Source organism: Paenibacillus camelliae (assembly GCF_023715345.1).
Taxonomy (GTDB): Bacteria; Bacillota; Bacilli; order Paenibacillales; family Paenibacillaceae; genus Pristimantibacillus; species Pristimantibacillus camelliae.
In genome coordinates, this window is record NZ_JAMBNY010000001.1 from 1,015,445 (window position 1) to 1,030,549 (window position 15,105).

The 15,105-nt window shown below is 43.4% G+C and carries 16 protein-coding genes and 1 pseudogene; 6 read left to right on the plus strand and 11 right to left on the minus strand.

Annotated elements, in window-relative coordinates; translation table 11 throughout:
- Nucleotides 1-107 precede the first annotated feature (107 nt).
- Together M3180_RS04685 and M3180_RS04690 are read left to right on the plus strand one after the other, a co-directional pair.
- Nucleotides 108-293: a YycC family protein gene (locus tag M3180_RS04685; protein ID WP_251666116.1), complete on the plus strand. Its 186-nt coding sequence runs from the start codon at nt 108-110 to the stop codon at nt 291-293.
- Nucleotides 290-532 carry a hypothetical protein gene (locus M3180_RS04690; RefSeq protein WP_251666117.1) on the plus strand — a complete coding sequence of 81 codons (243 nt, stop codon included), beginning with the start codon at nt 290-292 and terminating at the stop codon, nt 530-532. The genes M3180_RS04685 and M3180_RS04690 overlap by 4 nt, the downstream gene beginning before the upstream one ends.
- A 70-nt stretch (nt 533-602) precedes the next feature.
- Here M3180_RS04690 and M3180_RS04695 read toward each other — a convergent pair whose 3' ends face one another.
- Both M3180_RS04695 and M3180_RS04700 read right to left on the minus strand, forming a co-directional pair.
- On the minus strand, nt 603-1,292 hold the full coding sequence (locus tag M3180_RS04695) for a DUF2225 domain-containing protein (protein ID WP_251666118.1): 690 nt from the start codon (nt 1,290-1,292) through the stop codon (nt 603-605).
- A 6-nt stretch (nt 1,293-1,298) separates the two neighbouring features.
- Nucleotides 1,299-1,682, minus strand: a complete 384-nt coding sequence (locus M3180_RS04700) for a globin domain-containing protein (protein ID WP_251666119.1) — start codon at nt 1,680-1,682, stop codon at nt 1,299-1,301.
- A gap of 446 nt (nt 1,683-2,128) precedes the next feature.
- Between M3180_RS04700 and ylbJ the strand changes: the two genes are divergently transcribed.
- Nucleotides 2,129-3,202: a sporulation integral membrane protein YlbJ gene (gene ylbJ / locus M3180_RS04705; RefSeq protein ID WP_251666120.1), complete on the plus strand. Its 1,074-nt coding sequence runs from the start codon at nt 2,129-2,131 to the stop codon at nt 3,200-3,202.
- An 81-nt stretch (nt 3,203-3,283) separates the two neighbouring features.
- Nucleotides 3,284-4,084 (plus strand): NAD kinase, encoded by an 801-nt coding sequence (locus tag M3180_RS04710; protein WP_251666121.1) that lies wholly within the window; start codon nt 3,284-3,286, stop codon nt 4,082-4,084.
- Nucleotides 4,085-4,611: 527 nt separating this feature from the next.
- Here M3180_RS04710 and M3180_RS23020 read toward each other — a convergent pair.
- Together M3180_RS23020 and lipA are read right to left on the minus strand one after the other, a co-directional pair.
- Nucleotides 4,612-4,882 (minus strand): annotated as a pseudogene (locus M3180_RS23020) (YutD family protein); the annotation flags it as partial.
- A gap of 19 nt (nt 4,883-4,901) precedes the next feature.
- Nucleotides 4,902-5,870 (minus strand): lipoyl synthase, encoded by a 969-nt coding sequence (gene lipA / locus M3180_RS04720; RefSeq protein WP_251666123.1) that lies wholly within the window; start codon nt 5,868-5,870, stop codon nt 4,902-4,904.
- A gap of 135 nt (nt 5,871-6,005) precedes the next feature.
- Between lipA and M3180_RS04725 the strand changes: the two genes are divergently transcribed.
- Nucleotides 6,006-7,070, plus strand: coding sequence for a M23 family metallopeptidase (locus M3180_RS04725; protein ID WP_285855574.1), 1,065 nt, complete (start codon nt 6,006-6,008; stop codon nt 7,068-7,070).
- Nucleotides 7,071-7,116: 46 nt separating this feature from the next.
- Here the strand turns inward: M3180_RS04725 and yunB are convergent, their stop codons facing one another.
- Nucleotides 7,117-8,178 carry a sporulation protein YunB gene (gene yunB, locus M3180_RS04730; RefSeq protein ID WP_251666124.1) on the minus strand — a complete coding sequence of 354 codons (1,062 nt, stop codon included), beginning with the start codon at nt 8,176-8,178 and terminating at the stop codon, nt 7,117-7,119.
- 199 nt (nt 8,179-8,377) lie between these two features.
- Complete coding sequence (locus tag M3180_RS04735) at nt 8,378-9,217, minus strand: sugar phosphate isomerase/epimerase family protein (RefSeq protein ID WP_251666125.1); 840 nt, start codon at nt 9,215-9,217, stop codon at nt 8,378-8,380.
- 376 nt (nt 9,218-9,593) lie between these two features.
- On the opposite strand from M3180_RS04735, the gene M3180_RS04740 reads away from it, so the two are divergent.
- Nucleotides 9,594-9,806 (plus strand): hypothetical protein, encoded by a 213-nt coding sequence (locus M3180_RS04740; RefSeq protein ID WP_251666126.1) that lies wholly within the window; start codon nt 9,594-9,596, stop codon nt 9,804-9,806.
- A 46-nt stretch (nt 9,807-9,852) separates the two neighbouring features.
- Here the strand turns inward: M3180_RS04740 and M3180_RS04745 are convergent, their stop codons facing one another.
- The 5 genes from M3180_RS04745 to M3180_RS04765 form a co-directional block, all read right to left on the minus strand.
- Nucleotides 9,853-10,605, minus strand: coding sequence for an ABC transporter permease (locus M3180_RS04745; protein WP_251666127.1), 753 nt, complete (start codon nt 10,603-10,605; stop codon nt 9,853-9,855).
- A complete protein-coding gene (locus M3180_RS04750; RefSeq protein ID WP_251666128.1) occupies nt 10,602-11,276 on the minus strand; it encodes an ABC transporter ATP-binding protein in 675 nt (224 codons plus the stop codon). The genes M3180_RS04745 and M3180_RS04750 overlap by 4 nt, the downstream gene beginning before the upstream one ends.
- 96 nt (nt 11,277-11,372) lie before the next feature.
- Nucleotides 11,373-13,667 (minus strand): ATP-dependent helicase, encoded by a 2,295-nt coding sequence (locus M3180_RS04755; protein ID WP_251666129.1) that lies wholly within the window; start codon nt 13,665-13,667, stop codon nt 11,373-11,375.
- A 78-nt stretch (nt 13,668-13,745) separates the two neighbouring features.
- A complete protein-coding gene (gene map, locus M3180_RS04760) occupies nt 13,746-14,498 on the minus strand; it encodes a type I methionyl aminopeptidase (protein ID WP_251666130.1) in 753 nt (250 codons plus the stop codon).
- A 99-nt stretch (nt 14,499-14,597) separates the two neighbouring features.
- Complete coding sequence (locus M3180_RS04765) at nt 14,598-15,086, minus strand: GNAT family N-acetyltransferase (protein WP_251666131.1); 489 nt, start codon at nt 15,084-15,086, stop codon at nt 14,598-14,600.
- Nucleotides 15,087-15,105 lie beyond the last annotated feature (19 nt).

Sequence of the window (15,105 nt, forward strand, 5' to 3'; positions counted from 1 at the left end):
ATACATATTTTTCCATTAAAACCAAAGACTTCAGAGTATTAAGGTTTGCCAAACTTGTACACTTAGGTGTATAACAATAAGTATATTGAGTTGGGAGGTGCAACACCATGCTGAAGCAGCTATCACCAGATACAGCAATGAAGCTTGCTAAGGAGCTAGGAATTCCTATTGAGCAGCTTGTCCATACCCCAAGGCATATTGTACTGGCTAAGCTCGCAGAGCTTGCTAATAAGCAAACACCACAATCTGAATCTCATGAACAGGAAGAGTCTAATAAGGAGTCCGATGCATGATCCCTTTCGAAAATACATGGCCTTATGAAGTCATTATGAATGACTATTATGTAGAGGAGTGCCCTTTCTGCAAAACTGAAAAGGTATTGCTTCCGCTAAAAAAGAAAGAAGTACCTGATATTCAAAGCGGAAAAAAGAAGCTTCTTGTTTTTCCATGCTGCTTCTCGAAGCTAACGATCGTTGACATGGATCAGGACTATTTTTTAGCAGATAGTAAGGTTCGCTCCTATCCTAAGTAAATGAAGCAAAAGCTACAGTTTAAGAGTAATTATTTTACCTTAAACTGTAGCTTTTTATGTTTAATACGAGCTACACGCTTTTCTTCGCACGCTCCCGTTGCTCCGCTGCAAGCTCTGCCGTTTCCTTCCATTGCTCACGACTAGCACGGATCATACCGGCATCAACAATGGACTGGTCGTTAACGACTCGAGAGAACCATTTCACTGCTTCTTGAAAATTGCCAACGCGCTTATTCAGCTCTCCGATTATATAAAGCAGCCTCGCATTTTTTTCACTGTTTGTTTCTTGTTCAAACACAACAATATATTGCTCTAAAGCAAATTGGAGAAAACGCTTTTCTTCCTCTGCTTGTCCCTTATATCGATACAGCCATGCAATATGATGCAAAAATCCAGCGATTAAACGAGGCTCCTCCTTCATAAGCTGGGCAATGATGAGCGCTCGTTTATATGTAGTGAGTGCTTGATCAATGGTACGTTCACCATGGAAAAATTGTTCAGTCCAATGCTTGCCAATTTCGTTGTAATAACGCTGTTTTTGCTCGTCGGTCATACGCTTGATTGCATTCTCCGAAAAAGCATAGCCGCATTGTGGACAAACACGAATAACATAATAGTCAGGATTAACCTCATTCTTATAATAACCACAGAAATCAGTATCAGACTTATATGGATTTTTGAAGCTTGGACGAACTTTTGTCACCTTAAAGGTTGTTTGACAGCATGGACACTCAGCAGTAGAGAGATATAACGGATCCAATCAAATTCACTCCTGTTCGGCTGTATTAATAAAATGATATGCAGGTCCTGATAGTCTTTCCAATACAAGCGCCTGAAGTGTTTCAGACAGTTCTACTTCGGCTAATGCCTCCTTCATACAGCTTAGCCATGCATTCGCACTTTTTTCCGTAATAGGGAAAGGCATGTGACGCGCCCTCATCATCGGATGACCATACGCTTCCGTATACAGCATAGGCCCACCAAAAAATTGCGTTAGAAACATATACTGCTTCTCCATCACTGGTGTAATATCCTCTGGGAACAAAGGCCCTATCTCCGGATTTTTCTGAACTTTTGGATAAAAGGCTTCGACGATTTTGCGAATCGTATCAGCACCACCAATGAGCTCGTAAGTACTTTGTTGCGCCATAGCTTCATCACTCCTAAATGTGCTCTACCAATCGTTCTGTTTCATTATACCATATCTCATTCAACTAAATATGACTCCAGCATAGCAAAAAAAGCTGCTCAGCTAAGTGCCGAGCAGCTTGAAAGTAGACTATTTATAATCATAATCCTTTGAATTGGGTGGGGTGGATATCGCTTCTCTGATCACGTATATAAAGGCGCATACAAGAATTCCTGCTAGAATGCTCATAATCATCACTCCATCATTTCATATATCTATAGTATAACATGGTTTTCTCATATTTCTAATGTTGATTTTAATTTTTCTTATAAATAGTGGGGTCTGCTTGTACCAAATTGCTCATATACATCACTATGAGTAGTTGAAAATGTCTGACTTTGATTACGATGTAACTCTTTAAGCATATTCGCCTTCGAATATAAATACATAGGATAGGACGTTAATTCATGATGAAAAAGATATTGCATCCGTTAGCATTGCTCTCTTATTTGTCGCTTATCATTTTGCTGTTAATGCTATTATTTCCTTCACAAGCACTAACTGCCTCGCTACGAGGTCTTGAGATTTGGTGGGAGGTGCTTTTCCCTGCACTTTTCCCATTCTTTGTTATATCGGAGCTGATGCTCGGCTTTGGCGTCGTCCATTTTTTCGGTAAAATCCTTGATCCGCTTATGCGCCCCATTTTTAGAATTCCAGGTATCGGTGGCTTTGTTGTTACGCTTGGCTATATCTCCGGCTATCCCGTAGGAGCTAGATTAACAGCACAGCTATATGAACAACAATTACTCAATCGAAGAGAGGGCGAGCGGCTTGTCGCCTTCACAACCTCCTCCGATCCAATCTTCCTAATTGGTGCGGTATCAATCGGATTTTTCGGCCAAGCTGAGCTTGCAGTTGTGCTTGCAGCAGCACATTATATTGGGGCGTTAATTATCGGTCTGTTGATGAGATTTCATGATGCTCGAGATGACCGACATGTACCAGACGCTAAGCTGCATATTAAAAGCTTCAGCTATAGACGGACGCTGCTTCATCAGGCACTGCGTGCCATGCATGAGGCCAGATTGCTAGATGGACGACCTTTCTCCGTCATTTTGCAGCAAGCGATTAACTCTGCCATTCGAATGATGATCGTTGTAGGTGGTCTCGTTGTGTTTTTCTCTGTCGTTCTGCAGCTGTTATCTGATGGACAAGTGCTATATATGCTTATTATTGCCCTTCAGGAGCTCTTTCAAATACTGGGAATTTCTACCTCAGTGGCAGAAGCCATTATCCCTGGCATATTTGAGGTAACGCTAGGTGCCCAGCAAGCAAGTATGGCTTCACTGCCCTTGCAGCATCAGGCAGCGATCGCCGTTGCTATTCTATCTTGGGGAGGACTTTCTGTACATGCACAGGTTGCAAGCCTGCTCAGCCAAACGAGTATACGCTATATGCCTTTTTTTATATCGCGTTTCGCCCATAGCATCATCTCTGTGTTGCTGCTGTATGCACTTTGGGACTGGCTGGGACCGAAATAGAATAGGCGCATGTTCTTGAACATTGATCATTTTTCAGCTATGCTCAATATAGAACAGGAATTTGCAAAGGAGTTTATGACATTGAAATATGCTGTTATTGACCGCGGAGATTCATTATCTAAACAATTAGCACGAACATTTATTGAATTAGCAGAGAGTAAAGGTCTTCAGCATGATCAGCAAGAGCCTAATATCGTCATATCGATTGGTGGAGATGGCACACTATTAAAAGCCTTTCATCAATACATCGCCCAAATTGACTCCGTTGCCTTTGTTGGTGTCCACACTGGCCATCTTGGTTTTTATGCGGATTGGAAAGCTAACGAGCTGGAGCTGTTAATAGATAAAATGAGCACGATCGATCCGACGATCGTTCGATATCCGCTAGCTAATATTGAATTAGTTACGAAGTCAGGCACTTATAATTATTTTGCGCTTAACGAATTTACACTAAAGGGCGTCGACAACACGATGGTCGCTCAAGTAAACATTAATGGAGAACAGTTCGAGATGTTCCGTGGCGATGGAATCGTTATATCCACTCCAACTGGAAGTACGGCATATAATAAAAGTCTAGGTGGCACAATCGTTCATCCAGCGATCGAAGCTCTGCAGGTAACCGAGATTGCTTCAATCAACAATATCGTTTACCGTACACTTGGCTCCTCCGTTCTGCTTCCAAAGCATCATTACTGCGATATTATTTGCATGAAGCAGCAGCGTATTCAAATACATGTTGACCATTTAGGTAAAATGTTCGATGATGTTGTATCGATCAAGTGCACCGTTGCATCGAAGAAAGTGAGCTTTGCACGCTATCGACCGTTTCCATTCTGGGATCGTGTTCGCAATGCCTTTATTGGAGTCGACTCTCTTAAATAAAAATAAATGACAAAAAGGCTATGCTTAGGAATTAACCTAGCATAGCCTTTTTACTTATTCATTCGTTATTGCATTTGATGCTTTTTCTTTTTCATTATTTTGGCCTTTTGGGCCTTTGTTCTTTTTATCAAAGGGACGAGGTCCTCTGCGATGAAAATCCTTACGCTTTGGCTTCCCTTCCTTTTTATGCTCTTGCTTCGTGTCAGAACTAGCCTCGGCGTTGTCCTGTTGAGCATGCTTTTGCTTAGAGCCGCCCTGTCGCTGATTACGCGGACGCGGCTTTTCATGAGCCCCATCCTCAGAGGCTGAGTCATGTCCGGATTTATCACGATGTGCAGCACGCTTGCTGCGTTGTGTTGGCTGGTCCTTTTGATTAGCTCCACCATTATCCTCAGCGGACGAAACAGTAGCAGACTTATCTTTATCCTTCGATTTCTGTTCCCTAGGAACTGGAACTGGTCGAATATATTCAAGCTCTTCAATAAAGATATCGTCATCGCTTGTTTCCAGAGCCTCTGAACCCTGCTTTTTCTCAATAATGAAATAAGCACAGCCAAAGTTGCAATATTCGTTAATATAGTCCGTCATGTAGGAATATGTTGAATCCTTTGTTGCCTTCTGGTGACCATCACGGAAAAAGCCCTTTAACCGCAGCTGGTTATAACCCCAGTCTCCTACAATATAGTCATATCGTTCTAATACTTCACTATAACGATTACGAAATGCTTCGACGTTCCAGCCATTTCGATTCTCAAATATTAATTCATACGTATTACCTGCAATATGAATAAATGCCATTGCAGCACCTCTCCCCAGCTTAGATCAAAACATTTGAACATGCGCCAGATGAATTTGACTGATCTGTAGCTTCTGACATTGTAGTAGTTTGTTGTACTTGCTGATCTGCTTCGATTGCTGCGTAAGCAGAATCAGTTTGTTCATGAGCATGATATGAACTGCGAACGAGAGGGCCTGACTCTACGTGACGGAAGCCACGTGACAAACCTTCTTGCTTTAATTGTGCAAATTCATCTGGATGTACATAACGCTCAATTGGTAGATGCTTAGGTGTAGGCTGCAAATATTGACCAAGCGTCAAAATATTGCAGTCAACCGCGCGTAAATCATCCATCGCTTCTAATATTTCATCCCATTGTTCACCTACGCCCAGCATAATGCTTGATTTCGTAGGAATTTTCGGTTTCATTTCCTTCGCACGCTTTAATAGCTCTAACGATCTTTCATATTTTGCCTTCGCACGTACGCGATCCGATAAGCGACTAACCGTCTCGATGTTATGATTTAGTATGTCTGGGTTGGCATCCATAACGACCTGCAGGGCATCCCAGTTCCCCATAAAGTCTGGAATTAACACCTCAACGCGGCAAAACGGCAAACGCTTGCGAATAGCACGAATGGTAGCTGCGAATATTGAAGCTCCGCCATCCGCCAAATCATCACGAGCAACGGAAGTAACGACACAATGACGAAGATCCATCTGCTCAGCTGCCTCTGCGACACGTTCTGGTTCCTGTAAGTCAAGCTCTGTTGGCAATCCAGTATTTACAGCACAAAACCGGCATGCTCGAGTACAAATATCTCCCAATATCATAAATGTTGCCGTTCGATTCGTCCAGCATTCATAAATATTAGGGCAGCGAGCTTCTTCACATACCGTATGTAGAGTTTTTGTTCGCATCATTTGTTTAATTTCTGTATAGTTACCACCGGTTGTTAGCTTAATGCGAAGCCAGTCTGGTTTTTCTAATTTTTCACGTTGTTTCATTGGACAGTACCTGCTTTCAATAACTTTTCAAACGATGACATTGCTCTTATTATAACATAAATTCCAGTAATAAAAGCGGCTATTCCAACTGAACCAGTCAGTATTGGATATTTTTCAGCATGTTTGGTGAACAATATGGTTAACGCAAAACCTCTGTCTGAAAGGATGATTGATGTGACTGGGCTCCGATATGTTATGTCCGTTCTACTTATTGCTATCTTTCTACTTCCAGCTTACGCTTATACTTCGCCTTATACTGCAGCTGAAAAAAAGAAACCGCGCAGTACTGAAGAAATCTTTACAGAACGATTAGAGCTATATAATAACCTTTCTGTGATGACGGGCATGTCTTGGGAATGGATTGCTGCCATTGATCAATATGAACGAACAATGACAAAGGCCAAGCCAAAGCTAAGACCACAGCTCGGAGACTTAACCGGTGTATATATCGATGAGTACCGTTGGGCCGGAACATTTAATCCAGACCCAAGCGATGAGCAGTTGTTCTCCATAGAATTTTTTCAGGGTATAGGTAAAGATGGTAATGGTGATGGATTAGCGAGCCGTTCAGACGACACTGATCTGCTCTATACGATCCTGCATCTTGTGAGTCAGCATGGGATTACTGACGAGGATATCGCGATTGGGCTGTGGGAGTATTATCAGAATCCGAGAGCAGTACAGCGTATCCAGCAATTTCACCAGCTATACAGTGAACACGAGAAGCTTAATTTGTTCGAGCATGCCTTTCCACTGCCTATAGGCAATAACTATTCTTATCGTGACACTTGGGGTGACCGAAGAGGCTGGGGTGGACGTCGCATCCATGAAGGAACCGATATATTTGCTGGCCACGGAACTCCGGTGCGAAGCACATGCTATGGTGTCATTGAAATTAAAGGCTGGAATCGCTACGGTGGTTGGCGAGTAGGTATACGCGATCTTAATAGTCATTATCACTATTATGCTCACCTATCTGGCTTTACGAAGGAGCTTGCTATCGGTCAGACGGTTAAGCCTGGTGAGGTTATTGGCTGGGTAGGAAGCTCAGGCTATGGCAAACCTGGAACATCTGGAAAATTCCCTCCGCATCTTCATTACGGCATATATAGTGATCGTGGATTTATTGAATGGGCTTTTGATCCTTACCCGAGCCTCAAGCATTGGGAAAATGAAGAGCGCAGACGCCTTCGCAAATAGCGATGTGCGTGCTGCGCGTTTTTTTGTTATTTTTGGCGTCATATCTCTACGGCGTTAGGCTGAAGCTGCTGACTGATTGCTCATCCTTAATCTCTTCAACAGGGTCAGCATTTCCATCCTTGGACTCCGTGTTAGATGGGTCGCTCGAAATGCCTTGACCGGAATGAAGTGGTACAGATATATTCGGAGCTTGAGGTGCGGATTCGCCAATAGGCTTACCCGAACTGTCATAATAATACATCGGCACATCTCCAACGACGAGCAGATAGGAAATCGGTATCTCAGCTTCTACAATTTCTGGTTCTGTATCGAACGGAATAATAATAGCAACCTCCGTGATGACTTTAATATAGACCTCGACAAGCACCATATTAATGGCTGCATTCTTCTCCCTTGTATTAAGCTCAACCTTCACTGCTCCAAGAGGCTCAAATGTAACCGGTATTTTCGGACCATAGGTGGAAATAATTGCACTGTCTAATGCGTGCCCAAGTGGAATCCTTTCAGGCATATGTTGAATTTCTGACAGCGTCGTTTGAACCGTTTGAATGGTGGACGATGTGATCCGCATATGCTCATTATAGTTGAGCATAAAGCCAGAAATTTTACCTTTGCTGTCCATCTTCCACTCAATGAGCTCCTCTGATGCAGCACGCTGAGCAACCTGTTCCGTAATTGCACCATTGATCGCTTGTGTGGCAACCTGCTTAATTCTAATTTTCGCAACATGCATTAAGGGCTGACGAATATTCTTTTCGATAAACACAAAGGAAGGCACCGCGAAAATAAGCATGACAATGAACGCAATGAGCAGCCCTCGTTTCCAGCCTCCCTTTTTCCGCGCAGTACGGGCAGTTAATTTACTTGGGGAAGGTGAAAATGATGAAGCAGGCTGTTCAGCATCTCGATGGATACGCAGTCGCCCCCAGCTTATGCTCGCTGCCTTTGGCTTTGACTTAAAAACACTTGGCTTCTTTTTTGCAGAAGATGCTGGTTGAACGCTCCACTGTTTTCTCTTCCAGCTTGAGGCTGAATATGCTCGCTGACCTTTCCCTGTTAGCCACTGTGATAAATACCAGCTCAATCCTTTTCGTCCCCATCTAGCCATCGCATCACCCCCTTCTTCCTTATCGTATGCTTTAACCTATTGAAAAAGACGAGCAGAGTTTGTTCGATGGACGGCTCTCTTTTATTGAACTACATTTGCTGATAAATAGCGGCTAATTCAGAGCGGACACATTCTAAAAACACTAAAAAAGCATGCCGTAAGCTGGACGGAGCCAGCTAAAGCATGCTTTTCCGTATTACTACAGTAAACTTTTTAAGTATGATATATGATGTGCTAATGCTTCTTCCGTAGGTCGCGCCAGACTAAAGTCCTCCATGCTTAACCAGCCGTCGTAGCCGATATCATGAAGCGCTTCCATAACTTGCGGCCAGTAAACCTCGCCTTCATCAATCGTGCGCCACTCTACCTGCCATGGAGGTGTTGCTCCAGGTATATGTCGTGCAGCCGCATTTTTAACATGAACATAGGCGAGATATGGACCTAGTATGTCAAGACCCATTCGATAGGCTTCAAAGCCTTCATGCACCAAATTGCCAGGATCATAGATGACCCCAATATGCTGAGGGTCAAAGTCATCAACAAGCCGCCTTGCTGCCGATGCACTGCAAGCAATATTACCGTGATGCGTCTCAATTAAACCTTGCACACCATACTGCTTGCTTAAAGCCTCCACCTGCTTCAAATAGCCTTTGCCAGCCTTTAGAGCGTCCCAATAATGAGTGTCGCGAGAATACCCTGGCACAGATATACGCACTGATGGCGAGCCGAGTAGGACAGCAGCCTTCATTGCTTGCTCTGTAGCCTGCAGATTACCTTCTCTAATATAAGCAGCTAGATTAGGGATCTCCAAGCCGTGTGCCTTAGTCATGGCAGCAATCTGGCGCAGCTCCTCCTCAGTGCTGTCCGCGGGTACAGTAGAATGATTATTTCCCCAGAATGAAGGTGCCTCATGAGAGCGACTCTGATCTGGATTAGTGAATCGCCACTCCACACCATCATAGCCATGCTTCTGAAGCAATCGAACTGTCTCCTCTGGGCTGCAGTCTGGCATCATTACAGTAAACACCGCAAATTTCATTAGCTTCACTCCTAACATTGAGAAATGCTTGCTTCTTCATCAAAGGGGTCTATTGAACATCCTTTTAAATATCAAGTTCAAAAAGTTCACCTTTCAGCACCGAGAAGTTTGAATAAAGCTAGGGAATGAGGAGCGCAGCGTACGTATTTGGTACGTGAGCACCGGAAGACCCGGGTGAATTCAAAATTCGATGTCGAGTTACATACAGTATGACTTCGTGATCAAAGGTGATCTGTTTGAACATCCTTTAATTAGAAGCATAACAAATATTAGGATAGCCAGCTTAGCCTACATTGCCCATAATTTCATTTTCATTGATTATAATTGACGTTATAATAGTTGCAAACGAAATCTATCTTTTCACTAAGGAGGAGTTATGTCCATACTTCGCAAGCTGTTCACCGACGAAGATTTTCAAGAAGCTGTCGATCAAGAAAGCTTGATCCGCGTCTTTAAGGATAATCATATTGTAGAGCATAGAGTTATTGTTATACGCTTTAATGAGAGCACGGTCATTACACAAAGCAATGTGAGCGATCTTACCTATCACAATCGGGCGGATTGTGAATTTTATCTTCTTAAGCTGTAGCAGGAAATGTAATGACGACAAGAAGTTCTTTAAGAGATTGCTCAAGCTACTTCAAGCTTCGAATACGCAAATCCTCAGTAAGCAGTGCATTTTGAAACAATATACTCATCAATATTGAAGTAAGTGCTGCTGCGCCTGTTAGCACAAACAGGATAAGCAGCTGATATTTCACTGCCTCAGTCGGACTAGCACCAGCTATGATCATCCCTGTCATCATGCCGGGCAGCTGGACTAGCCCGACTGTTTTAAGCGCATCAATGGTTGGAATCATGCTAAAGCGAACTGCACGCTGCATAAGACGATGCAGACTTTGCTTCTGTGTAGCACCTAAAGCAAGAAACATCTCAATCTCCTCCTTCGAAGCTTCACCTTCCCGCTTCAGCTGAGTAAGAAATAAGCCTGCAACAACCATCGCATTTCCTATCGTCATACCGCTTAATGGGATAATATACTGTGCTGATGGCTCAATCATCCCTAGCCCAAGGAGCATAAGCATAACAAATGCTTCAACTGAACCGATACACAGCATCAGCTTCCACACTGCAGGCTTGAATATTTTTCCTCGCTTCGCCGCATTGATCGATGCGGTAGTTATCATAACCATAATAATTCCAATGAGCATCCATAGCTTGTGCTGCGCAAATACATAGCCAAGAATGTAGCCAATTGCGAGCAGCTGTATCGTAGCCCGAACCGTTCCAATAATAATGTCCTTCTCTAATCCAAGCTTTCTTCTGAGTGAGATGAACATCGTCACAGCGATAAAAATTAACGTAAAGCTTAGTGCTAAATAACTCATGCCGTCACCTCTACTCGGTTGCTCGTTATGACGTGATTATCGAAGCTCCACTGCTCGTTAGCAATTCGAGCAATTTGGTCAGGCTGATGTGTGATCCATACATAGGCGCGATCCCGTTCTTCAGCCCAGCCTTTGAGGAGCTCCTCAACATGATGCGTATGTGCTTCATCTAGTGATGCAGTAACCTCATCCAGCAGCAGTACCTGCGGCTCAAGCAATAGACTTCGAACGAGTGCTAATCGTTGCTGCTCCCCACCTGACAACTGAAGAGCCTCAGACTTCCAGTCAAGTGCACTGAGCCCTACCTTTTCCAGCAAATGCTCAGCAGTATCCTTGTTGAAAGGCAGCTGATGCAGCTGACTAGGCAGCTTTAGGTTATCTTCGATTGATCCCGAAAGCATTGTCGCATGCTGTGCGACATAATGAATATATCGTCTCCAGTTCGTTACCGGTATCTCCGTTGCCTCTTGATCATTCCAGCTTAACGTGCCTGATGCGGGAAGATGAAGACGGGCTAATATTTTTAATAGACTGCTTTTACCTTGTCCAGAGGCACCGGTACAAGCAATGCGTGACCCTTCCCGAATAGAAGCTGTATATGGTTGGAACAATTCCTTCCCTTCATCCAGGAAGCGCTGTGAAACGCGATGCAGACTAAGCTTAAGCGGCATCCTTACACCTACCTTATATTTATCCTTCAAATTATACCTAGGCGTTTGCTAGTAGTATTAATGTATGCTCGATGATCAGGTCAAGCACTTACGTGATTAGGTCAAACATTTACGAAGCATACCTCTTTCTAGCACCAACGATGTTAATATGGACTTTTTACCATACAGCTCAAAGCTAATATGAAGTTTATCCTGCTCGATGCTTTCAAGCATGCCTTTGCCAAATTTCCTGTGCTCCACTTCTATCCCTGCCTCAAGCTCATTCGCCTCCGTTATCAATCCACCGAGCTCTTTCCAAACCTGATCTGCCACTTTTTCTTCTCGATTAGCTTGTCCATTTGAATGAGAATGTGCATATTTGATGACTGTAACAGGACCTTCACTAACTGAATTTCTAGCGTTGAACGGTGTTGTATAGCTTGAACCATTACTAACGGAAGAGGCACCAAGCAGCCTTTGTACATCATCGATAAATAGTGATGGCTTAGCCTTAGCACCTTGCCAGTACGATACAGTGTGCAGCTCCAGCCGATAACGCGCGCGTGTCATGCCTACATAAAATAAGCGGGCGGCTTCCTCAAGCAGCTCATGCTTCACTTGCTCCTGCTTGCTTGGAATTACACCATGTACAAGATCAATCATGAACACATTATCGAATTCGAGACCCTTTGCACTATGCAGCGTGGACAGCGTGACAGCCTTCTGCTGCGGACGTTGATGTCTAGCTTGACGCTGCAGTCGTTCCAGCTCCTTCAGTCGAAAGGCGAACTGCTCGAGCGTATCTAGCCCCTCTGCTATCATCTCTAAGCTGCTTAATACCTGCAGCAAGCCATCCTTCTGAAAGCCAAAGCGTTCACTAATCTCTTCAATCTGCTTGTCATAGCCCAGCTGCTGTCGGATCAGTACAATCGCTTCCTTAGGAGGCAACGTTTTAAGCCTTCCAACGCTTTCCCTCACTTCTTGGATACGCAGCAGCTGATAGCTTTTTAGCTCTGTCTCATCCACCAGCAGCTCAAAAATTGATTGATTCGTATGCATAGCCTTAAGCTTTGCTATTTGCTGCTTCGTTAGGTAGACGTTAAGCTTTACAATCGCCTTCTCAAATATATCAAAACGACGATCTGTATAGCTCAGACGCATAATATTCAGTATATCCTCGACAATCCAATGCTTGAAAAACCGCTCATCTGCATCCTTCATATAGAACGGAATTCCCCGACGATTAAGTTCATCAATCAACAATAAGGATGAGCTATGATTGCGATATAGTATTGCTGTTTCATTTAACCGTTCAATATTCTGTAGCTGCTGAACAAGCTCCTTGACTTCTTCTGTAACATTAGCATGAAGCTTAATTGTAATGGGATCGGAAGAATCATTTTCGGTGAACATTGATTTTGGATAACGCTGGCGATTTCGCTTTATAAATTGGTTCGCCGTCTCCACGATATTTCGTGAGGAGCGATAATTTTGCTCCATATATAGAATAGTAGCTGTTGGGTAGTACTGCTTGAAGGCCAGCAAATACTCTGGCTCAGCGCCTCGCCAGCTGTAGATGGACTGATCATCATCAGCTACGACGCACAGGTTTTGATGCTTTTCAACGAGCCAGCTGATGATCCGATGCTGCAATAAGGATGTATCCTGACTTTCATCGCTTAAGACGTAATCATAGCGTGATTGGTACCGATGACGCAGCTGTACATTCTCTCGTAAAAAACGTTCTGCGAGCACAAGCATATCGTCAAAATCCAGTAATAGCTCTCCGTATCCGTGCTGCTTGCTCTGCTCGTATTGCTTTGCGATGTCAGCTGCATGTCGAACATTGCAGCTAACCTCACCCCATTGCTCTTCTGGAAGCATTTTATTTTTTATGTAGCTAATATACGTTTTTAGCTCCTCCATTTGTTCTTCCTTTGGGGTCGTACCATTATATTGCTCAAACAGCTGCCTAAGCATGTAATGCTTGCTTATACCCGGCTCACCAGCCGTTACTCCTGAATTGTTGGCCTGCTCTTGATCCTCGACTGCTTCATAGCCCTCAATCATTCGATAGCTTCGGCCATCTAGCCTGAGCTGCGTACGGACAATATCAAAGGCAAGGCTGTGAATCGTTGAAAACTTAACCCTTGGCAGCTCAGGGAATAGCTGCTCATAACGCTTAGCCATATCTGCGGCTGATGCCTTACTAAAGCTAACTGCAATAATGCGCTCGCTCCTTGCTTTACTGCTAGTTAGCAGGTAGCCGATTCTCATCATCATCGTTGTTGTTTTACCCGATCCTGGTGATGCAAGCAGCAGCATAGGCCCTTCTATATTGCCAACTGCTTGCCGCTGCACCTCATTCAACAATACTTGCGATTGCTTACTCATAAAAAACTGTTCTAGCATGTATTCACTTCGTTTCTTTACATTTTGCATTAAAAAAAGCCCGGTTATGGAAGCTACCCATAACCTAGGCATTTTTAATTATGATTGGTCTGTGATTAACAAAGGTCCGTCTACAGTAATGGCCAGTGTATGCTCATATTGTGCAGATAAGCTACCATCCACCGTTCTTGCAGTCCAGCCGTCCTCATCAATTTTTGCATGATATTTACCAACATTAAGCATTGGCTCAATCGTAATGACCATCCCTTCCTTCAGGCGTGTACCACGACCCGCAGGACCATAATGAGGGACTTGTGGCTCCTCATGCATTTTAGAGCCAATGCCATGTCCGATAAAATCTCGCACGACTGAGAAGCCTTCTGCTTCTGCATATTTTTGAATCGCATTTGAAATATCTCCGATACGATTACCTATTATTGCCTGCTCAATCCCTTTGTATAGGGAATCCTTTGTTACATCAAGCAGCTTTTGTGTTTTTGGTTCCAGCTCTCCAACACCATAGCTCCATGCAGAGTCTGCTAGCCAGCCGTTAAGATTAACGACCATATCAATCGTAACGATATCTCCGTCTTTAAGCACCATCTCCTTGCTCGGAAATCCGTGACAAATGACATCGTTGACTGAGGCACATGTCGCAAACGGATAACCATGGTAGCCTTTTTGTTCAGGTGTTGCGCCGTGATCTCGAATAAACTTCTCAGCAAAGGTATCAATTTCCATTGTAGTAATGCCTGGCTTAATCATTTTAGCGATTTCCTTATGACAAGCTGCTAAAATTTCTCCAGCCTTTTTCATCTTCATTATTTCATCCATTGTTTTAATGACAATCATTCTATATCCCACTTTTCTCATTAATCTCTATGCATTTACTATACCACATCTATACTTCAGCCAGCATATACGATATGTTCAAGTTCTAAAGTAATTATTTTATAACAATTTTGAAACGTATGCCACATCCAAATAACGATCAAATTTATAGGCCACCTGCTCTAAGATTCCTTTAAGTGTATAGCCTTGCTTCTGAAACATATGCATACTGGACTCATTCTCCGTACAGATCACAGCAATTAACGTATGAAAGCCAAATTCGACTGCTTGCTCCTCTAGAAACCGAAGCGCCTGAGAGCCAATTCCTCGAGCCTTATGCTGTGAATTTAGATATATCGTGATCTCTGCTGTACGCGAACAGCTATGCTTTTTTATAAAGGGACTAAGCATCATGTAACCAATAATGTAGCCTTCATACATAATGACAAACGAACAAAAGCGCGGATCATCGTGCAATGTAAGCTCACGCATCTTGTCGAGCGATGCCGCATCCAGATCAAACGAAACAGTCGTATGAGCGACATAATCATTATAAATGCTTCGAACGTCCTCCAAATGTTTTTCTTCTAATGGTTTAAATTCAATCATCTTCAAACTCCTTTTCATG